This is a genomic window from Streptococcus sp. 517s (assembly GCF_054445985.1).
In genome coordinates, this window is the sequence record NZ_CM136847.1 from 1536951 (window position 1) to 1559341 (window position 22391).

At 41.4% G+C, this 22391-nt stretch carries 19 protein-coding genes; 4 read left to right on the top strand and 15 right to left on the bottom strand.

The genetic code is table 11. From position 1 onward, the window contains the following. Positions 1-116: 116 nt before the first annotated feature. From ACVX3R_RS07720 to ACVX3R_RS07740, 5 genes are read right to left on the bottom strand one after another with little or no spacing between them, the layout of a single operon-like run. Positions 117-1148, bottom strand: coding sequence for a sensor histidine kinase (locus tag ACVX3R_RS07720; protein ID WP_458794786.1), 1032 nt, complete (start codon positions 1146-1148; stop codon positions 117-119). After that, entirely contained in the window at positions 1115-1813 is a 699-nt protein-coding gene (locus ACVX3R_RS07725) for a response regulator transcription factor (RefSeq protein ID WP_084852709.1), read from the bottom strand. Before ACVX3R_RS07725 ends, ACVX3R_RS07720 begins: the two co-directional genes overlap by 34 nt. A 12-nt stretch (positions 1814-1825) precedes the next feature. Next, positions 1826-2548: a lantibiotic ABC transporter permease gene (locus ACVX3R_RS07730; protein WP_458794787.1), complete on the bottom strand. Its 723-nt coding sequence runs from the start codon at positions 2546-2548 to the stop codon at positions 1826-1828. After that, positions 2548-3336 carry a lantibiotic ABC transporter permease gene (locus ACVX3R_RS07735; protein ID WP_458794788.1) on the bottom strand — a complete coding sequence of 263 codons (789 nt, stop codon included), beginning with the start codon at positions 3334-3336 and terminating at the stop codon, positions 2548-2550. Before ACVX3R_RS07735 ends, ACVX3R_RS07730 begins: the two co-directional genes overlap by 1 nt. A 1-nt stretch (position 3337) precedes the next feature. After that, positions 3338-4045 (bottom strand): ABC transporter ATP-binding protein, encoded by a 708-nt coding sequence (locus ACVX3R_RS07740; RefSeq protein ID WP_458794789.1) that lies wholly within the window; start codon positions 4043-4045, stop codon positions 3338-3340. Positions 4046-4340: 295 nt separating this feature from the next. Between ACVX3R_RS07740 and ACVX3R_RS07745 the strand changes: the two genes are divergently transcribed. Beyond that, positions 4341-4823 (top strand): S-ribosylhomocysteine lyase, encoded by a 483-nt coding sequence (locus ACVX3R_RS07745; RefSeq protein WP_000032557.1) that lies wholly within the window; start codon positions 4341-4343, stop codon positions 4821-4823. Between the two features lie 57 nt (positions 4824-4880). On the opposite strand, the gene ACVX3R_RS07750 is transcribed toward ACVX3R_RS07745, so the two are convergent. Both ACVX3R_RS07750 and pflB read right to left on the bottom strand, forming a co-directional pair. Then, on the bottom strand, positions 4881-6986 hold the full coding sequence (locus ACVX3R_RS07750) for an ATP-dependent Clp protease ATP-binding subunit (RefSeq protein WP_458794790.1): 2106 nt from the start codon (positions 6984-6986) through the stop codon (positions 4881-4883). A 393-nt stretch (positions 6987-7379) separates the two neighbouring features. Beyond that, positions 7380-9695: a formate C-acetyltransferase gene (gene pflB / locus ACVX3R_RS07755; protein WP_458794791.1), complete on the bottom strand. Its 2316-nt coding sequence runs from the start codon at positions 9693-9695 to the stop codon at positions 7380-7382. Between the two features lie 237 nt (positions 9696-9932). Here pflB and dinB point away from each other — a divergent pair, with 237 nt between their 5' ends. Further along, complete coding sequence (dinB, locus tag ACVX3R_RS07760) at positions 9933-10994, top strand: DNA polymerase IV (RefSeq protein WP_458794792.1); 1062 nt, start codon at positions 9933-9935, stop codon at positions 10992-10994. Positions 10995-11027: 33 nt separating this feature from the next. Here the strand turns inward: dinB and ACVX3R_RS07765 are convergent, their stop codons facing one another. Next, a complete protein-coding gene (locus ACVX3R_RS07765; protein ID WP_268719261.1) occupies positions 11028-11873 on the bottom strand; it encodes an undecaprenyl-diphosphate phosphatase in 846 nt (281 codons plus the stop codon). Between the two features lie 59 nt (positions 11874-11932). Further along, positions 11933-13825 carry a DUF2207 family protein gene (locus ACVX3R_RS07770; RefSeq protein WP_458794793.1) on the bottom strand — a complete coding sequence of 631 codons (1893 nt, stop codon included), beginning with the start codon at positions 13823-13825 and terminating at the stop codon, positions 11933-11935. Positions 13826-13956: 131 nt separating this feature from the next. Between ACVX3R_RS07770 and ACVX3R_RS07775 the strand changes: the two genes are divergently transcribed. Beyond that, on the top strand, positions 13957-15525 hold the full coding sequence (locus ACVX3R_RS07775) for an ABC transporter substrate-binding protein/permease (protein ID WP_458794794.1): 1569 nt from the start codon (positions 13957-13959) through the stop codon (positions 15523-15525). Next, positions 15522-16262, top strand: a complete 741-nt coding sequence (locus ACVX3R_RS07780; RefSeq protein ID WP_167265870.1) for an amino acid ABC transporter ATP-binding protein — start codon at positions 15522-15524, stop codon at positions 16260-16262. The genes ACVX3R_RS07775 and ACVX3R_RS07780 overlap by 4 nt, the downstream gene beginning before the upstream one ends. A gap of 92 nt (positions 16263-16354) precedes the next feature. Here ACVX3R_RS07780 and ACVX3R_RS07785 read toward each other — a convergent pair whose 3' ends face one another. From ACVX3R_RS07785 to ACVX3R_RS07810, 6 genes are all read right to left on the bottom strand, one after another. Continuing rightward, positions 16355-16570 (bottom strand): capsule biosynthesis transcriptional regulator, encoded by a 216-nt coding sequence (locus ACVX3R_RS07785; RefSeq protein ID WP_000241003.1) that lies wholly within the window; start codon positions 16568-16570, stop codon positions 16355-16357. Between the two features lie 106 nt (positions 16571-16676). After that, positions 16677-17573 carry an SPFH domain-containing protein gene (locus ACVX3R_RS07790; RefSeq protein WP_458794795.1) on the bottom strand — a complete coding sequence of 299 codons (897 nt, stop codon included), beginning with the start codon at positions 17571-17573 and terminating at the stop codon, positions 16677-16679. Positions 17574-17655: 82 nt separating this feature from the next. After that, on the bottom strand, positions 17656-18906 hold the full coding sequence (gene ilvA, locus ACVX3R_RS07795; RefSeq protein WP_414330839.1) for a threonine ammonia-lyase IlvA: 1251 nt from the start codon (positions 18904-18906) through the stop codon (positions 17656-17658). A gap of 79 nt (positions 18907-18985) precedes the next feature. Continuing rightward, entirely contained in the window at positions 18986-20008 is a 1023-nt protein-coding gene (gene ilvC, locus ACVX3R_RS07800; protein WP_000290683.1) for a ketol-acid reductoisomerase, read from the bottom strand. A gap of 89 nt (positions 20009-20097) precedes the next feature. Beyond that, the gene (gene ilvN / locus ACVX3R_RS07805) at positions 20098-20574 is read right to left on the bottom strand and encodes an acetolactate synthase small subunit (protein WP_001253806.1); all 477 of its coding nucleotides are present in this window, start codon (positions 20572-20574) and stop codon (positions 20098-20100) included. Continuing rightward, the gene (locus ACVX3R_RS07810; protein WP_458794796.1) at positions 20567-22267 is read right to left on the bottom strand and encodes an acetolactate synthase large subunit; all 1701 of its coding nucleotides are present in this window, start codon (positions 22265-22267) and stop codon (positions 20567-20569) included. The genes ilvN and ACVX3R_RS07810 overlap by 8 nt, the downstream gene beginning before the upstream one ends. Between the last annotated feature and the right edge of the window lie 124 nt (positions 22268-22391).

Here is a 22391-nt window from a genome sequence, read left to right on the forward strand (position 1 = left end):
AAACTCAATTTGAGAGAAAAATCCAGTAAATCTTTACATAATAAAAAAATCAAACGCATAATATCAAGTCTTTTGGACACTTGGTATTATGCGTTTTTATAATCTTCCATCCTTATTTATTTTAATGAAATTGTCAACTCGACAGAGGCTCCTCCTTGATCTGGATTGAGCAGGGTCAGACGGCCACCATGCAAGAGAGCTACCTGCTTAGAAAAGGCTAAGCCGATACCATGATGGGGATTAGCTGAATTGCGGCTTTGGTCACTCTGGTAAAAGAGCTGTTCCGCTCCCAGCAGCATCTCCTCTGAAAATGCTGGACCGTTGTTCCAGATAGCAAAAACCAACTGATCCTGTTGCACTAATACCGTCAGCTTCACTTCCTTTTGGTCCTGATTAGCATGTTCAAGCGCATTCAGTAAAATATTGAGCAAAGCTCGCTTGAGATAGTCCAAATGAATCGACAAAATCAGACTAAGGTCACAATCTTCTTGGAGAGAAAAACGATAGCTTTCCTGTTTGCTGAACAGTGCCCAATCGTCCTGGAGATAAGCCAAAAAGTCCTCTAAGGAAAGCTGACTGAACTGATTAGAATCAATCTGAAAAGTCTTAGCGTAATCAATCAAAGAGCCACAATACTCTTCCATCTTGTGACTAGCCTGCAAAATCTCAACAGCATAGTCTGCCTGTGGCTGGCCTAACTGCGCCAATTCCAAGAGCTCAGCATTCCCCTTAATCACAGTTAGGGGCGTTTTCAAATCGTGCGATGTCGCTGATAACTGTAAAATCAACTCCTGATTATGCTGCTGCTCTTTTTCTAGAAGACGAGCATTTTCTTGGTGGCTGCTCCGTAAATCGCTATAGACTTCTAGCATTTCCTCAATCCGAAAAAGCTGACTTTGATTTTCTTCTAGAAGCTTCTCGCTCGTTAGCATTTTTATTTCCCTGTCGATTTTTCGGAGCAATTTCAAAATATGATAAAAAGTAATCAGCAGCAAGCTCCCTGCCCAAAAGAACAAGGTGAAAAGAACGTGATCACTTCCTTGCGTAAATTCATAACCTATAAGCACAAAAATCAAAACATGAAAAAAGACGATCTTTAAACTGGTTGTCCAGACTAGGCTTTTGAAATTTCGGGTTCTAATTGCCATCTATAGCCTACTCCTCTCACTGTTGCGATTGCTTGCAGCCCTTCTTGTTTGCATTTTTGGCGAATCTGATATACGTATTCTGAGATGGAGCGAAGCTGTGTTTCTGAGCTTTCTGGGTAAAGCAAGGTATGCAGGCGTTCAGCTGAGAAGGTCTGCTTGGGATTGCTAGCAAGTAAATGCAGTAACTTAAACTCACGCTCTGAAAATTTCAAGACTTTACCAAAACAGGCAACTTCATAGCGCTCTGGATAAAATTGACAAGAAGCAATTTCAGAATATCGCTCCTCACGTCTTTCCTCCCGCCGAAGATGAGCTCTGACACGCGCCAGCAATTCTTTGGTTCCAAAAGGCTTGACAATATAGTCATCTGCTCCGCGAAAGAGTCCTTCCACTTTGTCCGCCTCCAATTCCTTGGCAGTCAGAAAGATGATTGGACACGAAAGATGAGGACGAATGTAGGAACACAGCTCAAAACCATTAACAGGCTCCATCATCACATCCAGCAGAATCAAGTCATATCCGACAAAATGCGTCAGCTCTAGGTCTTCTATCCGATCAAGCGTCGTCACATCATAAGCATCTAGCTCTAGGACGTTTTTTACTAGCTTCAAAATGCTCCGGTCGTCATCAACTACCAAAATACGATACTGTCTCATGAGTTCCATTATAGCATACCTCTAGCGAACATCTCGTTTCAAGGTTAAAAATATGGCAGAGCTCCAAACCAAAGCTAACCATAAAAGCTGTATCCCCAGCCCTGAGAGATCTATTGACTGCTGAAGCCCTTCATACTCAAAAAGATTTAGGGTAGCCAGATCGGGCAGGTACTTTGCCTCCTTGATGAACGTTGCCAATAAACGGCTGAGACCAATCAAGAGAGGAAAGAGCACCGACACCGGCACAACCCAAGATTGAAAGAGCAAAGCGAGGCCGGCAGTTAAAAAAGCCAGAAAAATATTGCTGAGAAGACCAAAAGAGCTGTAATAAAGAAATTTCCCTAGTAAGGACCAGCTAAAGCTTAGGTCAAAACGAGCCAACATAACAAGGAAACAACTGCCTATCATGACACTGTAGAGAACCAAGAGCAGCAAGTCCAGAAAAAGGAATTTCCCAGCCAACCAAGCCTTTCTATTTGATACGGTTAGAAAATTCGTTCGCATCCCAGACTTGACAAACTCTTGGGCAAAATAGAGAGAAGTGAAGATGACGATGACAGGCTGCGCCAGATAGAGGGCATGCAAAACCTCGCTCAGAGCCTTCGTATGACCAACTGCTGTCTGACTATAGTCAAGATTCATCAGGAAAAAAGGAACGACTACCAGAACCACCAAGGCTGCACCAAGAGCGAGATAGTAAGAACGGAACTTAATCCATTCACTTCTAAGCAGAGCTTTTATCATCAGTATCGCCCTCCTAAATCCGTCTTCAAAAAGCGCAGAGAAGCCATGCCGCCGATGACTAGCAGCCATGCACCAAGTATCAACAGCCCTTGCAAGGGATTGTTAGCATATTGGGAAGTTGGCGTTGCAGCAAACAACTCTCCTGCTGGCTGTGGCAAATAAGCTCCCCAACTCGTGTGAGCAGCTAGGTAGTTTCCTAAATTATAGATTTGGGGTATGAGAAAAAGCAGAGGAACTAGCATGGTCCGAGCCAATAAACCTAACAAAAATGAAAGGATTCCCAATAAGGTCAGAGATAAGGTTTTCCACAAAATCAAACTCCAAGCTGCCTGATTGAGCAGAATCGGATCAAGTCCTTCCTTTCCTAAAGCGAGATGCATGACCATATAGCTAAAGTAAATTGATAAAAAGCTAATGGCAAGAGAAAAGCAAGTAAAGGTCATGAGTTTCCCCACAAGCAGCTTCAGGCGGTTATTACAGGATAAAAGACTGGTTCTCAAGCTATGAGACTGAAATTCCATAGCTCCCAAAATTCCAGCTAAGATGACCAAAACCATGACTGCCATAGAAGCCCCGTTGAGACCTAGATATTCCAGCGGATCAATGGCGTTTATCAGACTGGGAACCGTCTCAGGCGTAGCATCCAAGCCAATAGACAAATACTGTCGCCCCTCCAGCCAGGATACGACAGGCACCAATAGCAGCATGAGGGCCATACTCACTTTGAAAGCCTTGGTTGAGCGAATTTTCAACCATTCTGAATGCAATAAGGACATCGTTTCTTTCATCTTAAACCTCCTCTGTCAAATCAAAGAAGAGATCTTCTAGACTGTCTGAATCTTGCAGCACCTCTTCCAATCGTCCCTGCTCAATAATTCGCCCATGATGAATCAAGACTACATCATCTGTCACCATTTGCACCTCTGATAGGATATGGGAAGATAGAAGTACCGTTTTCCCTAAATCAGCCTGCTGACGGATGAACTTTCTAAACCACTTAATCCCACTTGGATCCAGCCCATTAGTCGGCTCATCTAATATAAGAAACTGAGGATCACCCAGCGAAGCTGCTGCCAAACCCAAGCGTTGACCTTCCCCCAGAGACAGGCTTGACAAGAGGTCCTTCCTCTTATGAGCGATTCCAGTCATCTCCAAAACCTCATCGATCCGAGACTTGGGAATAGCATTACTTGCTGCAATAATCCTCAAGTGGTCATAGACCTTTCGATTTGGCAGACCGCCAATGCCATCAAAGGCTGCACCTACCGTTCTGAGCGGATAGGTCATTGATTGATAGGTTTGCCCATCAAAAGTTGCAGTCCCTGCTGTCGCCCAATCTAACCCCAAGAGAATCCTCAAGGTCGAACTTTTCCCTGCACCATTTGGGCCTAGAAAAGCTGTAATCCGACCGCTTCTAGCTGTAAAAGAAATATCTTCTAAAATCTGCTTGCTGCCATGCTTTTTGCAGACGCCTTCTATTTTCACCATATGTTCCATACTGAACTCCTTTATCTTTATTTTCTCCAGTATACCCAATCTAGTTCAGAATTAGTTCAGAGATTAAACAGAAATTTCAGAAAAAGTTGATCCACTTTTCAAAAGTCACCTTAGTTCCACTAGAAAAACTAAACTTTTCTTTCACAAGGTATTCTTCTCTTCATTCTTTCTTTATAATTCTGAGGTTTATGTATAGAGACTTTATTATCATTCTAGTCTCAAAAAGTCATTTATCAAACTCCATCAAGAGCAGGCTTTATGATATAATGAAAGAAGAAAACTGAAAGGATTTACCATGTCAAAAGAAGTTATTGTTGAAAGTTTTGAACTTGACCACACCATTGTTAAAGCCCCATATGTCCGCTTGATTGGGGAAGAAACAGGGCCAAAGGGAGATGTCATCTCCAATTTTGATATTCGTTTGGTGCAACCAAATGAAGACTCTATCCCTACCGCTGGCCTTCACACTATCGAGCACCTCTTGGCCAAACTCATCCGTACCCGCATTGACGGCATGATTGACTGCTCACCCTTCGGTTGCCGTACTGGTTTCCATATGATTATGTGGGGACGTCACACCAGTGCTGAGATTGCAGCTGTTATCAAGGATTCGCTCAAGGAAATTGCTGAAACCACTACTTGGGAAGATGTCCCTGGAACAACCATCGAATCTTGCGGAAACTACAAAGACCACAGCCTCTTTTCTGCTAAAGAATGGGCAAAACTCATCTTGGAACAAGGAATATCAGATGATGCCTTTGAGCGTCATGTCATCTAAACAAATAAAGGAACCAACTTATTAGCTAGTTCCTTATTTTTTTCTCAAAATCTTGAGTTAGGCTTTTTCACGAATGACCAAGACACCATCTTCCATATCTGCTTCTAGGTGTTTAGCATCAAGGTTATCCAAGTGGAAGTCTGTCACCTTGTCACGGATTTGTTGTTCAACCACGCGACGGAGAGGACGAACACCCATAACTTCATCATAGCCTTCTTCTGTGATAAAGTCCTTAGCTGCTTGGCTGACTTCCAAATCAATGTCTTTCTTAGCCAAGGTTTGGTTGACTTCCGCCAACATCAAGTCCACAATCTTAGAAAGGTCTTCCTTATTCAAGTGTGAGAACTCGATAACTGCGTTAAAGCGGTTGAGGAATTCTGGACGGAAGTATGGTTTCAAACGATCCATTAATTCTGGTTTATCTGCATCTTCTGTCAAGTTGGCTTCATAGCCAAATCCAGCATTTGATGTTGCGATAATGACAGTGTTCTTGAAGTTCACTGTATTGCCTTGACCATCAGTCAAACGACCATCATCCAAGACTTGGAGGAGAAGGGTAATTACTTGAGGATCAGCCTTTTCAATTTCGTCCAAGAGAATGATAGAGTATGGATTACGACGAACACGTTCTGTCAAGGTATTGCTATTGTCATCATAACCCACATAACCTGCTGTTGTACCGATTAACTTAGAAACAGCTGTACGGTCACTATATTCGGACATGTCCAAACGAATGATAGCGTCCTTAGTTCCAAACATATCGAGCGCCAATTGCTTAGCAAGTTCTGTCTTACCAACCCCAGTAGGCCCTACAAAGAGGAAGCTACCGATTGGACGATTGCCTTCATCAAAACCAGCACGGTTACGACGGATAGCACGAGCGACAGCTTCTACCGCCTTATCTTGGCCGATAACCTTGTGTTCCAAACGATGAGCCATATCTTTCAAACGTTCGATGTCTGATGCTCCCATTTGTGAAACTGGAATACCAGTCATACGTTCCACAGATTCAGCCACATCGTTGACACTTGCAGTCACCTTCATATCTTCTGTGTGGTTTTCGATTTTCTTTTCCAATTCTGCAATACGTGTTTTGGCATTAAGAGCTGCTTCAAAGTCTTCTGCCTCAACTGCTTTTTCTTGCTTGTCTTTTTCTGCCTCGATTTCCCGTTCAACAGCATGCACATCTGTTACAGGATGTTGAGCTGCCAAGTGAGCAGCCGTTACATCGACAAGGTCAATAGCCTTATCTGGCAAGCTACGTTGAGGAATGTATTGGACAGAATAATCCACTGCTGCTTTCAAGACTTCGTCTGGCAAGATAACATTGTGGTGTTGTTGATAGAGATTACGAATTCCTTGAAGAATTTTAAAGGTATCCTCTGCTGAAGGAGCATTGACCTTGACTTCGTTGAAACGGCGAGCAAGCGCTGCATTCTTCAAGATGGTGTTACGGTATTCGTCTTGAGTCGTTGCCCCAATAACGGTCAACTCACCACGAGAGAGAGCTGGCTTGAGAATGTCCGCTAGACCTTTAGAACCACTGTCACCACCCGTGCTACCAGCACCAAGAATTTGATGAATTTCGTCAAAGAAGAGGATAATATTCCCTGCTTCTTTCACCTCGTTGACTAGGTTTTGAACGTTTTCTTCAAAGCTACCACGGTATTGAGTACCAGCCTCAAGACCTGAAATATCAATGGAAATGATTTCCTTGTTCTTAATAGCAGCTGGAACATCTCCATTCACAATGGCCTGTGCTAGGCCTTCGACGACAGCTGTCTTACCAACACCTGCATCTCCGACAAGTACAGGATTGTTCTTGGTACGACGTGAGAGGATTTCAGATGTTTCTTGAATTTCCTTGTTTCGTCCGATAACAGGATCCAACTTGCCCTCACGAGCTTCTGCGGTCAAGTTACGACCTAGTTTAGCAAGGACACCGTCTTGTTTCATACCTGAAGCCTGTTGTTGCATTTGCGCATCAGATTCTGCATTTCTTGGCAATTGACCAGTTGCACGATAATGAGCAAATTCCTCAGGTGTCACTTCTCGTCCATTAATCAAGTAGCGACGGTTTTCAGAACTATATCCTCGCATGCCACCCATCAATTGGTTAAATAAATCATCCATGTTGTTAAAGTTATTAAAGTTGTTGTTCATATTCATTACCTCGTTTATTGTTAATTATTTGCGATCTCTGATATTGACTATCTCTGACCTTTGCTTTAAAAATTTTAGACTAGCTAACTAGCTACCCTACGTATAATTTCTGGTTTTTCTTTCTTAAATAAGCCTTCTATAATCTTCTTTTCAAAGTCTGTTAGATTTAACATAGGCCTCACCCCTTTCTTGGGATTCTATAACTCATTCTCAAAAATCAATTCATTGAAAATGAGCTTTTAAAGGAATTCATTTTCCTTATGTTCCTACTATATCACATTGGTCAGTAAAAGTCAATAAATTTTTGACCAAATTTGACTATTTTTTAAAAAGTTTTTAAAGCACAAGAAAGCCAGTTAGATTAACTGGCTTTCTTTCTATTCTAATTGAATATTAGCTCAATGCGTCATCCATTGAAAGAACTTCGTGGAAGACACGTTGTGTCAATTCAGTTTTTTGTTCTGGAGTAAGGTATTTAGTATTTACACAGTATCCTGAGATACGAACGATGACATCTTCGCCATTCATAATCTTGTCATAAACATCTTTCAAGTCCATTACGTTCAAGTTACAGTGTTGTCCACCGTTTTCGAAGTAACCATCAAGGATTGTTACCAAGTTGTCCACTTGTTCGTCACGAGTTTTACCAAGAGCACGAGGTGAAACTTGAGTTGTCAATGAGATACCATCAGCTGCGTAACCAAAGTCAAGGCTAGCAAGTGAGTTCAAGTTTTGCAACCATCCACCTTTAGCTTTGTTAGATGGGTTAGCACCTGGTGAGAAGAATTCAAGTTTAGACAAGTTCACAGAACCATCTTCGTTGAGGTATACACCTTTGTGGACTGGTGAGTTACCAGTTTGTTTAGAGTAAGCAACGTTAGATGTGATGGTCAAAAGTGATACTGTGGCTTCTGCGTTCTTGTAGAGTTTGTGGCTACGTAGACGAGTTGTGTAAGCTTCGATCAACCATTCTGCCAATTCGTTTGAGCGTGGATCATCTTCACCCCAACGTGGGTATTCACCGATTGTTTCGTAATCGTAGATGTAGCCATTTTCGTCACGGATTGGTTTAACTGTAGCGTATTTGATTGCTGACAATGTATCAACAGTGTTGGCAAATCCACAGATACCGAATCCCATGTTTGCACGTTGTTTAGTTGGCAAGAAGGCCATTTGAACAGCTTCGTAGTTGTACTTATCAGTCATGTAGTGGATGATGTTCAAAGCATCTACGTAAGTGTCAGTCAACCAGTCAAGAGATTTCTCAAAGTTAGCTTTAACTGATTCGAATTCAAGAACTTCGTCACGGATTGGTTCGATGTCAAATACCTTGTAGTCTTTGTGAACATCGTCGTAACCACCGTTCAAACCAGTAAGAAGGGCTTTCAATACGTTAACACGAGCACCGAAGTACTGGATGTTGTGACGTTGTTCTTCATTTTCTGGGTCAAGTGGAGATACACAACATGAGATACAGCTCATTTCACCGTATCCGTCTTTAGCCATTGTTGTAACACCTTCATATTGGATTGAAGAGTGTTTGTGGCTCATGTGCATACAGTAACGACGGAAGCTATAAGGTAATTTGTCAGTCCAAAGAACTGTCAAGTTTGGTTCTGGAGAGTTACCGATATTGTCAAGAGTGTTCAAGAAACGGTAGTCCATCTTAGTAACACGGTGACGACCGTCGTTACCCATACCAGCCATAGAAGTTGTGATGAAGGTTGGGTCACCTGAGTACAATTCGTCGTAAGCTTTTGTACGAGCAAATTTAACTGTACGAAGTTTCATTACGAAATCATCAACAAATTCTTGAATTTCAGATTCTGTATAAGTACCACGAGCCAAGTCACGTTCTGCGTAGATGTCCAATACGATTGGTACACGTCCTAGAGATGTAGCAGCACCATTGATAACACGACAAACTGCCATGAATGCAATGTTAGTCCATTGGATAGCTTCTTTTGTATCATATGCTGGACGACGTACATCTACACCGTAAAGGGCACCTAATTCAACAACTTCTTTCAATGCTTGATATTGAAGATTTACTTCTTCACGAAGGCGGATAGATTCTTCATCAATTTCAGTGATAGCGTTCCAGTCACTTACTTTTTCAGCCATCAAATAATCAGCACCATAAAGAGCCAAACGAGCATAAACCCCGATGATACGTCCACGTGAATATGCATCTGGAAGACCAGTTACTGTGTGAGCGTGACGAGCGCGACGAATATTTGTAGTGTAGGCACGGAAGATACCATCATTAACAGTGGTCACATATTTTGTAAAGATTTCATGAACTGCTGGGTCTGGTTCAAAACCATTTTCTTTCAAAGTAGTTTCAGCCATACGGATACCACCTTTTGGCATGAAGTTTAATTTGAAGAGTTCATCATTTTGGATACCATAGATCAATTCATTTTCTTTATCAATATATCCAGCATCAATTCCTGCAATAGAAGTTGGACGATTGTCGTATGGGAAACGAGTAGCTTCATAATGTGCTTTTGTTTCTTCTACGATTTTCTTAATATGCAACGAACGTTCTGTTGGTCCTGCAAGGAAACTTTCGTCTCCATCATAAGGTGTATAGTTAGCTTGAACAAAGCGAGAAATACTTGCCTTTTCTTTCCAATCTACGCCTTTGAAGCCTTCCCAAGCTTTATCAAAAATATCTTGCGCTTCAACAACTGTCTTAACAACCATGTTAATGTCCTCATTTTTCTTTCTAGTAACAACTATCTGTTACATTCATAAATCAAGTATACCACACAGTAACCGATTTCAACAAGGAGAAAATAGCCTTTTTAGCGCTTTCTTTTATAATACAGGCCGTTTTTTGATATTATCTGTATTATATTTTTGAAAGTTAGACTACTCTTTTCCATTTTTTCAGAAAAAACGGTATAATGAGAAAGAAAATACGGCTAGAAAGGAAGCTAAATGCTCATATTTCCATTGATTAATGATTTGTCTAGAAAAATCATCCATATCGACATGGATGCCTTTTTTGCTGCGGTGGAAATCAGAGATAATCCTAAGTTAAAGGGCAAACCTGTCATCATTGGGAGCGACCCCAGACAAACAGGTGGGCGAGGAGTCGTTTCTACCTGTAGCTATGAGGCACGAGCTTTTGGTGTTCATTCAGCCATGAGTTCTAAAGAAGCTTATGAGCGCTGTCCTCAAGCTGTTTTTATCTCAGGAAATTATGAAAAATACAAGACTGTGGGACTGGAGATTCGAGCTATTTTTAAACGCTACACTGATTTGATTGAACCTATGAGTATTGACGAGGCTTACTTGGATGTGACGGAAAATAAACTCGGTATCAAGTCAGCCGTCAAAATAGCCCGTCTCATCCAACAAGATATCTGGCAGAAGCTGCACCTGACTGCTTCGGCTGGCGTTTCTTATAACAAATTCCTAGCTAAAATGGCTAGTGACTATCAAAAGCCGCATGGTTTAACAGTTATCCTCCCAGATCAGGCTGAGGATTTTCTCAAACAAATGGACATTGCTAAATTCCATGGCGTGGGCAAAAAAACAGTTGAACGGCTTCATGAAATGGGCATTTATACTGGTGAAGACTTATTGGACGTTTCTGAAGTCACTTTAATCGATCGGTTTGGCAGACTCGGTTTTGATCTTTATCGAAAGGCTAGGGGCATTCATAATTCACCGGTCAAGGCCAATCGTATTCGCAAGTCCATTGGCAAGGAAAAAACCTACGGAAAAATCCTGCAAGTAGAAGAAGACATCAAAAAAGAGCTGACTCTTCTCTCCGAAAAGGTAGCTCACAATCTCAGTCAACAAGGCAAAGCTGGAAAAATCATTATCCTCAAAATACGATATGCTGACTTCTCTACTCTAACTAGACGAAAAAGCCTCCCACAAGCAACACAGGACGCTAGTCAGATTTCTCAAACTGCCCTTCAACTCTACGAAGAACTGGCTGAAAAAGAAAAAGGCGTTCGTCTACTAGGAATTACAGTAACAGGATTTTAAAAAGCTTGAAGGAAGATTCCCTCAAGCTTTTTCTTATACAAATAAACGCACAAAACTATAGAGCAACAAGACACTACCGAGTACGATACGGTATTTACCAAAGAGTGTAAAGTCGTGCTTCTTCACATAGCCAGTCAAGAAGCGAATAGCAACCATGCTGACCGCGAAGGCTACTCCCATAGCAACCAAAAGCAGGAATAGTTGTCCAAAACTCAAAAGTTGACCTGCTTTTATAAATTTGAAAATCTTTAAAGCACTAGCCCCAAACATAACAGGAATTCCGAGGTAGAAGGTAAACTCTGTTACGACAGAGCGACTCGTTCCATTTAACAAACCACCGACAATCGTCGCACCTGAACGGCTCGTTCCTGGGAAGAGGGCGAGGACTTGGAAAAGTCCGATATAGAGAGCTGTTTTGTAGGGAAGCTTTTCAAGTTCTGTAACTGTTGGTTCAATAGCTTGCGCCTTGTTCCGTTTTTCAAGATAGATGAAGGCAACCCCATAGATAATCAACATAATAGCAACTGATACCATATTATGAAAATGAGTGTCAAACCAATCATCCAGCTTAAAGACTAGCAATAAAGGCAAGGTCGCAACGAGGACTTTTGACCACAATTGCCAAGTTCGACGGACTTCTACCTTATTTTTACCAGGTTTGAAGGGATTGAGCTTGTTAAAGTAAATCACCATAACCGCTAAGATAGCACCGAGCTGAATAACAACATTAAACATGGACATGAAGGCTTCATTTTGGTCCTTGTATTGTACAAATTCTTCAACCAAGATCAAGTGACCAGTACTTGAAATGGGCAACCATTCCGTAATTCCTTCAACAATCCCAAAAAAGATTGACTTTAAAATTTCAATAAAATACATGTATTACTCCTTTTTCTGTCCTCTATTATAGCATAATTTCGGATTCTGCGATAGTTTTTTTAGAAAGCGCCAATGCTACCACCGCCTCCGCCTCCTGAGAATCCTCCACCCGAAGAACCACTTCCAGAAGATACGGAGTAATTGCTTGCTGTATTTGCAATACTAGCATAGTGGCTCATTTGAGCAGTTGAATGGTAAAACATACTGTGCCAACCATAAGCTACATAAAGATTGATATCTGGGTTCTCGACCTGAATCTGATAAGATCTCATCAAATGGCTCACCTTGTCCGCATAACCAAATAAAGTAGCATAAACAAGGAGACGATTCCAAACAACAATACTTTCTAATGCTGCCTTGTCTAGATGGGCGATATCGCGAAGCATGTTTTCAAAACTAGTCCAGAGATAGTACACTTCTAGTCCATCTTCATTTAAAACACCATCACGAGTATCAAATCGGCTCGTCCAATAATAGACGGCAGCTAACATCAAGCCCACAAACCCAAGGATAGGAAGTGGCAGGGAAAGATACCCGTGAGCATCCAAACTATACAAGAACCAGCCAAAACCAACGAAAGCAGGTAAAATCGTAAAGACACCTATCGTCAATCGCAGGATTTTTTCTCCATTACTCAGTGAACGATAATAATCTGGAAGTTGCAAAGAAGAAACCCGCTTTCTCACTCCATCCTGCATCTGCTTCAGAGCTTGCTCAAAAGACGACTTAAGTTTACGTCCTGTTTTCTGAATTCGTTTTTCATCAGCTGCTTTTGCACCTTGGTAAAGACTAGTTGACACTTGGTAATCTGCAAACAAATCTGAAACAAGCACTTCTTCTCTTCCTGAAAAGGCCAAATTAAGGCAATCCTTTTCAAAACTTGCCAATCCTTTTTCTTTTACGACTTTTAGACGAACTTCATCTCCATTTGAGATGATTGAAACATTTCCACGGTCGATCACATCCAACAAGGTTGCCTGAACGAGTTGGTCAAAGGTGAACTTCCCTCCTCCCTTGGTCAAGGGGCTGACTTCCTCTAAAGAAGTGGAGTAAACAGCTTCCGATAAAACCATCGGTTCTAAGTCCATTGGCGGTTCATAGAGACGGTGATTTTTGGCATATTTCTTCGATGGGGAGGTTTTTCTTCTATAAATGCAGTAGAAAATAACACTAAAGACTAAAGAAAGCGAGAGTAGCAAAGGGATGACCCACGTAACCAGAGCTTTGCTCTGAGCTTTTTCAGCAGTAATGGATTCCTCTATTTTTTCAAATTCTGCTAAACGATTGCCCTTCAATCCCTGATCCAAAGCTGTTTCAAAATCTTTTCTAGGCCAATAGGCATGCAATTCAACCCCACGCTGACGAGGTAGGTTCTGCAAATGAACACGATAATCACCACCTGTCTTCTCTACCTTGCCCTCTGTAAAGAGTTTCCCTGTATGAAAGAAAAGTTTTTCAGCTCCATTAAAGCCCGTTACCCGAAACTCAAAATTTTCGATAGGTTCTGAACTATCCGTCAAGGGTTGCCAATTTAACTCCGCTATATCCTTGTATAAGAAGAGAAGATTTGATAGTTTCCAGATAACCGTCACCCGAACAGTATCTCCGGCATATCCAGCATTGTAAATTTTTACCTTGTAGCCGTCCTCTTCCTCCATAGTATAAAAGGAAACATTTTGAATAATTTGCCCATTTTTAGACACTTGAACGGTCGGGCCGGGATCAATATCAAATCCTTCTGGCATTTTCCCAGCTTTTCCTAATCCAACTAGCTGGCCATTATAATCATCTCCAAAACGGTAGGTGATTGTTTCCTTAAAAATTGCAGTATTATCTGCATGAATATTCAAATCACCCTGATAGGATAAGATATCAAAGTCTACTGCAAAAACTAAGCTTGGTATAAATAATAAACAAGCAAATACCAAAGTCACCAGCCATCTTTTTTTCATAATTGATTCCCTTTCAAATCTTTTCACCATTATATCATTTTTTATAAGTAAAGGCTTACTTGTATTGAAAATCTCACCATTTTTAGATACAATAGAGAGAAGTCATTTTTAGACTAGAAATAGGAGAAAACATGAAAAAATTATGCTTATCTATCCTTGCTAGCCTAGCCCTTACATTAGGACTGGTTAGCCAAGTCCAAGCCGACGAATATTTACGCATCGGGATGGAGGCAGCTTACGCTCCCTTCAACTGGACCCAAGACGACGATAGTAATGGTGCTGTTAAAATCGACGGTACCAACCAATATGCCAACGGCTATGATGTTCAAATCGCTAAAAAGATTGCCAAAGATCTAGGTAAGGAACCTTTGGTCGTGAAAACCAAGTGGGAAGGACTTGTTCCAGCCCTTACTTCTGGCAAAATCGATATGATCATTGCTGGTATGAGCCCAACCGCTGAACGCAAACAAGAAATTGCTTTTTCAAGCAGTTACTATACTAGCGAGCCAGTTCTATTGGTCAAAAAGGACTCTGCCTATGCAAATGCCAAATCTTTGGAAGATTTTAGCGGAGCAAAAATCACTTCTCAACAAGGTGTTTACCTTTATGATTTGATTTCTCAAATTCCAGGTGCCAAAAAAGAAACAGCTATGGGCGACTTCGCTCAAATGCGTCAAGCTCTGGAAGCCGGTGTTATTGATGCCTATGTTTCGGAACGCCCTGAAGCACTGACTGCTGAAGCCGCTAACTCTAAGTTCAAGATGGTCCAAGTAGAACCTGGTTTCAAAACTGGAGGAGAAGATACTGCTATTGCCATTGGACTTCGTAAAGATGACAGCCGTATCAGCCAAATCAATGCGAGTATTGAAACCATCTCCAAAGATGAACAAGTTGCACTGATGGATCGTATGATTCAGGAGCAACCTGCCGAAGCCACAACAACTGAAGAAAGTAGCAGTAATTTCTTCAACCAAGTTGCTAAAATTCTTTCTGAAAACTGGCAACAGCTCTTGCGTGGTGCTGGTATCACACTCTTAATCTCAATCATCGGAACTATCGTAGGTCTCATTATCGGTCTTGCCATTGGTGTCTTCCGTACGGCTCCTCTCTCGGAAAACAAAGCCATTTACAGCCTACAAAAACTAGTCGGTTGGATCCTCAATGTCTATATTGAAATCTTCCGTGGTACACCGATGATTGTTCAATCCATGGTTATCTACTATGGAACTGCTCAAGCTTTCGGTATCAATCTCGACCGGACACTGGCTGCTATCTTTATCGTCTCAATCAACACAGGTGCCTACATGACAGAAATCGTTCGTGGTGGTATTCTAGCAGTCGACAAGGGACAGTTCGAAGCTGCAACCGCTCTTGGTATGACCCACAATCAAACCATGCGTAAAATTGTCCTTCCTCAGGTTGTCCGTAATATTCTACCTGCCACTGGTAATGAGTTTGTCATCAATATCAAAGATACCTCTGTATTGAACGTTATTTCAGTTGTCGAGCTTTATTTCTCAGGAAATACTGTAGCGACGCAAACCTATCAATACTTCCAGACCTTTACCATCATTGCAGTGATTTACTTTGTCCTCACCTTCACTGTGACCCGTATCCTACGTTTTATCGAACGCTATATGGACATGGACACTTACACTACAGGTGCTAACCAAATGCAAACGGGGGATTTGAAAAAATGACACAACCAATCCTTGAAATCAAACACCTAAAAAAATCCTATGGGCAAAACGAAGTGCTAAAAGACATTTCTCTCACCGTCCATAAAGGAGAGGTTATTTCCATCATCGGGAGCTCAGGAAGTGGAAAATCAACCTTCCTTCGTTCAATTAATTTACTCGAAACACCTACAGAGGGAGAGATTCTCTATCGAGGAGAAAATGTCTTAGAAAAAGGCTATAACCTCACCCATTATCGTGAAAAACTCGGTATGGTTTTCCAATCTTTCAATCTCTTTGAAAATCTAAATGTCCTTGAAAATACTATCGTTGCCCAAACGACTGTACTCAAACGCGACCACTCTGAAGCTGAAAAAATTGCCAAAGAAAATCTTGAAAAAGTTGGTATGGGAGAACGTTACTGGCAAGCCAAGCCTAAACAACTTTCAGGTGGACAAAAGCAACGTGTAGCTATCGCTCGTGCACTCTCCATGAATCCTGACGCCATTCTCTTTGACGAACCTACATCTGCCCTTGACCCCGAAATGGTCGGAGAAGTCCTCAAAATTATGCAGGACCTAGCTCAAGAAGGCTTGACCATGATTGTTGTAACCCACGAAATGGAATTTGCTCGCGATGTTTCCCATCGTGTCATCTTCATGGACAAGGGGATCATTGCAGAAGAAGGTAAACCTGAAGAACTCTTCACGAACCCTAAAGAAGAACGGACCAAAGAATTCCTTCAGCGTTATCTCAATTAATAAATAAAGACTGCATACAGAATGCAGTCTTTTTAGTTTGTAATTGTAAAGAAAAGGCAGACTCGATTCAGGAATCTGCCTGTAACCACAGTTCAATCTTCAAATTTTTCATGATTTTTTTCATAGAAATCGATTAAACTAAGAGCTGTTTCAAATGAAATATTTTTAACCTTTGCGCGTCCTTGTGCTAGAGCAATGATAGACATTTCACGCGCATTCGTTTCTTTAGAGATACGGTAACCTGTGATCTTCTTATCACGAACCCAGCCAACAACTGCTTCTACCTTTTCAAAGTTTGACTTAACCATGTTCTTCTCCTGAATTATTCTTTACAATTCTTAATTGTATACGTTTTTATTTCATCTGTCAATAAAAAAACATATATTCGTCACAACTATATTATTCTGCATATTTTTATTTGGCTTTTAAAGCCGACAATATATGAGTTCTTATATCCTCAACTCCATTAGGATTTGCTGGTAGGAAGATTGTATTATTACCTTCTTTTTCTGCAAAATTATTCAATGTATCTAAATACTGGTTCGTTAATAGGATAGACATGATTTGTTCTTCAGTCAGCTCAACATTAGCTCCCTTTAACTCTTTGATAGAATCAGCCAGTCCGTCAACAATCGCTTTACGCTGTTCTGCAATCCCTACACCATGTAGGCGATCTTTTTCTGCTTCTGCTTCTGCTGCGGTCACAATCTTAATCTTATCTGCTTCAGCAAGCTCTTGCGCCGCAACTCTCTTACGTTGAGCCGCGTTAATTTCATTCATTGATTGTTTTACTTCAGCATCAGGTTCAACCTTAGTAATCAGCGTTTTGACAATGATATACCCATACGTAGACATTTCTTCAGCCACTTGTTTTTGAACTTCTAAGGCGATTTCATCCTTCTTCTCAAACAACTCATCTAGGGTTAGCTTTGGTACAGATGAACGCAAAGCATCTTCAATATAGGATTTAATTTGGGCTTCTGGACGCATCAATTTATAATAAGCATCTGTGACATTATTTTCATTCACTCGATACTGAGTTGCCACATTCATCGTTACAAATACATTATCTTGCGTCTTTGTCTCTACAACGATTTCACTCTGCAACAAGCGTAGTTGTACTCTTGCTGCAATTCTATCAATCCCAAAGGGAGCCCGCAAATGAATACCACTATTGCTCAACTTTTGGTATTTACCAAAGCGTTCTATAATAGCGACAGATTGTTGTCGTACCACATATACAGAACTAATCGTAATCACTAATGCAATCACCACTAAAATCAATACAACAAGTAAAATTTGTAAAACCATGGGAATCTCCCCCTTTCATCACCCTCATTATAACACCATCGTTATCATTACGCAAATAATATGATAATAATTTTATTTTAGTTTAAACTAGCATATTATACAATGTTTCATTTCCATTCAAATTAATATAAGACGGGTCAAACTTTTCCATTCGATGAATCAATCCAGCATAATCATGCTTATTGGCAAGAGCAATCCCAATCAATACAGGACCCGTCCCCTTGCTTGCTCGTTTGATATATTCAAAACGAGTGATGTCATCATTTGGCCCCAAAATGTCATTTACAAACTCTCGTAGAGCTCCTGGACGTTGTGGGAAATTCACTACAAAGTAATGCTTGATTCCATCGTAAATCAAGGCACGTTCTTCCATCTCTGGCATACGGTTGATATCGTTATTTCCCCCAGAAATGATACAACAAATCGTCTTTCCTTTGATATAGTCTGATAAAACTTCCAAGGCTGCAACACTAGCAGCCCCAGCTGGTTCTGCTACAATTCCTTGCTTGGAATAAAGATCAATCAAGGTTTCAGAAATCAATCCCTCGTCCACCCCAATCAGCGTTTCAACATTCTGACGGGTCGCTTCATAGGTTAATTGTCCAACCTTCTGTACGGCTATCCCATCAGCGAACTTATCAATCTCTTTGAGTTTAACTGGTCCTCCAGCTTCAAAGGCTGCCTTCATCGAACGGGCACCATTGGCTTCTACACCAATTACTTCGATAGCGGGATTGGTTTCTTTGATATAGGTCGAAACCCCTGCAATCAGTCCGCCACCGCCTACTGGCACGAGTACTGTATCAAAATCGATAGACTCTTTACGGGCTTCTTCAAGAATTTCATAGGCAACAGTCCCTTGACCTGCTTGGACATGAGCATCATCAAAGGGATCAATGAAGGTGCGGTTTTCCGACAGTGTAAACTCTTGTGCTGCTTTGGCTGAGGCATCAAAGGTATCTCCAACTAGTTTAATGGTCACGAAGTCTCCACCAAAAAAGCGGACCTGTCCAATCTTTTGTTGCGGTGTTGTGATGGGCATAAAGATGGTTGCAGGAATCTTCATCTCATTACAAGTATAGGCGACACCTTGGGCGTGATTTCCTGCAGAGGCACAGACTACACCACGCTCACGTTCTTCTTTTGATAGTTGAGAAATGGCATAATAGGCTCCGCGAATCTTAAAGGAACGAACACGCTGGGCATTTTCCTTCTTCAAATAAATCTTAGCACCATACTTCTCTGATAAATAATGATCATAATCAAGTGGAGTATTGACTACTACACCACTCAATACTTTGTGGGCTTTCACCACATCTTTTGCACTTAGCATTGTCTCCTCCTCAAATACTGTTTAAGATAAAAAGCGAGTTAGGTACCCCCAACTCGCCTTCTGTTTTTCTTCACAAGAATTAGTTGTAGATTTTGAATGCGTCGTCGTCATTTTTACCAACGAATGGCATTGCTTTACGCAATTCAGCACCAACTTTTTCAATTTCAAGGTTAGCTGCTTGTTCACGGTAAGCAGTGAGTTTTGGACGACCAGCCTTGTAGTCGTTTACAAAGTCATTTGCAAATTTACCATTTTGGATATCTGCCAAGACAGCTTTCATGTTTTCTTTAACTTGCTCAGTAATCACACGTGGGCCTGATACATAGTCACCGTATTCAGCAGTGTTTGAAATTGATTGACGCATTTTTTTGAATCCGCCTTCGTAGATCAAGTCAACGATCAATTTCATTTCGTGAAGAACTTCAAAGTAAGCTAATTCTGGGGCATAGCCTGCTTCTGTCAAGACTTCAAAACCTGCTTCGATAAGGGCAGTCAAACCACCACAAAGTACAGCTTGTTCACCAAATAAGTCTTCTTCAGTTTCTTCTTTGTAAGTTGTTTCAAGCAAACCAACACGAGCTGCCCCAACACCTTTACACCAGTCCATAGCAATATTTTTCGCATTTCCTGTTGCATCTTGGTAAACTGCATAAAGAGCTGGCACACCAAATCCTTCTTCATAAGTACGGCGTACCAAGTGCCCTGGTCCTTTAGGAGCACACATGAAGACATCTACATCTGCAGGAACTTTGATAAATTCAAAGTGGATATTGAAACCATGGGCAAATCCAACTGCATTTCCAGCTTCCAAGTTTGGAGCGATTTCTGCTTCATACAATTCTTGTTGGATTTCATCTGGTGCCAAAATCATGATAACGTCAGCCAATTTAGTCGCTTCTGCCACTGTGTAAGTGTCAAATCCATCTTCTTTTGCTTTGTCAAAAGATTTACCTGGACGCACACCGATGATGACATCACGACCTGAATCACGCAAGTTTTGCGCATGCGCATGTCCTTGTGAACCATAACCGATTACGGCGATTTTTTTACCGTCAAGCGCTGCTACTTTAACATCTTTTTCGTATTCCATTTGAACTGCCATAGTTTTTCTCTCTTTTCTATTTTTATTGCCTTATAGGCTGGTTAAACAAATTTATGCTGGATTTTATACTCATTGAAAATCAAAGAGTATTAGTCGCGGGTAAATCCAGTTGCACCCGTACGAGCGATATTTTTAATACCATATGGTCGAATCACTCGTAATAAAGCTTCACTCTTTTCAGCATTTCCCGTCATCTGGATGGTGATTGAGCTTGGAGCCACATCTACTACCGTTGCACGGAAAGGTTGGATAATGGCCAAGATTTCTGCACGCTTTTCAGCAGGAGCAGATACCTTCACCAAGATAACTTCTCTTTCCAAGTGTGGTTTATCTGTGATATCTCGAATGCGAATCACATCAATCTGACGATTGAGCTGTTTAATGATTTGCTCTACTTCATCGTGTGAAGCTACATCGATAATGATGGTAATCCGTGATACATCAGGATTCTCTGTCGCACCAACTGAGATACTCTCAATATTGACTTGACGACGTGAAAGGACACCTGTAAAACGATTGAGGACTCCTGAACGATTTTGTAGTTTTGCTGTTAACATTCTACGCATGGAACTTCACCCCCAACATCTCATGATTGCTCTTACCAGCTGGTACCATCGGTAAAACCTGTTCCTTACGAGAAATATCCACCTCGATAAACATGGGCACATCCTCCAGAATGACTTCTAAATCCTTCTCTAGCGTCTCTGGATTATCAAATTTATAATTTTTGATGCCGTAAGCCTGTGCCATCAACTGGAAATCAGGAAGTGTATCAAAGACTGACTCGGAAGTTCTACCCTCATAGAAGGATTCCTGCCACTGACGAACCATTCCTAGGGAGTGGTTATTCAACATGACAACCTTAATCGGTACCTTGTAGATGTTTAGGATTGCTAGCTCTTGGTTGGTCATTTGGAAACCACCATCACCGACAAAAAGGATGACTTCTTTTTCTGGATTAGCAATCTTGGCTCCAATAGCTGCAGGAACTCCGAAGCCCATGGTACCCAAACCACCTGAAGTGACTAACTGACGCTCATTTTGGTAAGGATAATACTGAGCTGTCCACATTTGGTGTTGCCCTACGTCTGTGACAACAATGGCATCCCCATTTGTCAACTTACCGATGCGTTCAATAACGGCCTGAGGTTGAACCACACGTTCTTTCTTATCATAAGAACGAACTCGATTCTTGTCCTTGGTGACTTTTTCAATCCACTTTTCAGTATTGTTATGAACAGTTGGTTCTGCTAAAAGCATCTGCAAGGCTTTCTTAGCATCGCCCACCACAGGAATATCTGCTCTGATAATCTTGCCAATCTCAGCTGGGTCAATATCAATGTGGGCAACCTTAGCATTCTTCGCAAAGGTCTTAGGATTTCCCGTCAAGCGGTCATCGAAACGGCAACCAATACTAATCATAAAGTCGGCTTCCGTCATGGCAATATTAGCTGCGAAAGACCCGTGCATGCCTCCCATTCCAAGAAAGAGCGGATGATTCGTTGCAATCGTACCTTGTCCTAAAAGACTGGTCACGACTGGAATTTGGTAACGTTCAGCAAATTCATTAAGCTCCTTAGAAGCTTCCGCATAGCTGATACCACCGCCTGCTAACAAAACAGGTTTCTTGGCTTTTGACAATTGCTTCAAGATTTTCTTGATTTGCATGTCATTTGGCTCCAGAGTCGGCTGATAGCTTGGCAAATTCACTTCGGGTGAATAGATGAAATCTGTCTCTAGGGCTGATACATCCTTTGGCAAGTCAATCACAACAGGCCCTGGACGACCTGTCGTTGCGATATGAACAGCTTCCGTAATGATGCGAGGAATATCTGCCGTCTCACGAACTTGGTAATTGTACTTAGTGATTGGCATGGTAATTCCCACGATATCCGCCTCCTGAAAGGCATCCTTCCCAATCCCTGCTCGCGCCACCTGGCCCGTAAAGACCAAAAGGGGAACGCTATCGCTCATGGCATCTGCAATCCCTGTAATGGCATTTGTAGCTCCCGGTCCACTCGTGACGACAGCAACACCCAACTTTCCAGTTGATTTGGCATATCCTTCAGCTTCGTGCAAACAACCTTGCTCATGGCGTCCTAAAATGTGGCGAATGCCTTTAAAATTATATATCGCATCATACAAAGGCAAGACTGCACCACCAGGATAGCCAAATATGGTATCAATTCCTAAGTCGCGAAGTGTTTCCAAAACTAGGTCCGACCCCGTCTTAGGAGATTCTAAACTGACTTTCTCCATTGTTCCCCTTTCTCTTCTCTTAAAAATAGCTTGTTACTATCATACCATTTTTTCAAAAATTTTCAAGACAAAAGAAGCAATTTTCTGAATTTTCTATCTAAAAGTGTATTTATGAACTTTTTTA